Here is a 426-nt window from a genome sequence, read left to right on the forward strand (position 1 = left end):
TTGAAGTCCGCCCCGTCCAGCCACATCCAGGTCGGCAGGTACACCTTGGTCGCGCCGTCCGGTGCGCGCTCCACCTCGGTCGAGGGGACGCGAATCTCGGCATAGGCGAGCTGGGCCAGCATCTCCGGGGTGATGGCCTGCGGGATGTCGGCGGGCGGGTCGTCGTTGTTGTCCACCCAGAAGATGGGCTCGTCGCAGTCGAGCGCCCCCGGGTCGCCGATCCGGCCCGGTGTGACGTAGGAGTCCCACCAATAGCCCTCCCCGGCCTTCTCCTTGTTGAAGTCCTTGTAGGGCTCGCCCTCGACATACCGCTTGCGCTGCGAGAGGTCCCACTCGTGTCCCGTACTCCCCGCCTCCCAGATCGGCTCCAGGTACTTCTGCAGCTGCTCCGGGGTGTACTTCGGGGCGTAGTAGCAGGCGGGCGGG

The 426-nt window shown here is 67.6% G+C and carries 1 pseudogene; it reads right to left on the reverse strand.

What is annotated here, in order from left to right:
• Positions 1 to 426: pseudogene (locus tag LPA54_RS39820) on the reverse strand (hypothetical protein); the annotation flags it as partial.

The organism is Streptomyces sp. DH12 (genome assembly GCF_020873895.1).
GTDB lineage: Bacteria > Actinomycetota > Actinomycetes > Streptomycetales > Streptomycetaceae > Streptomyces.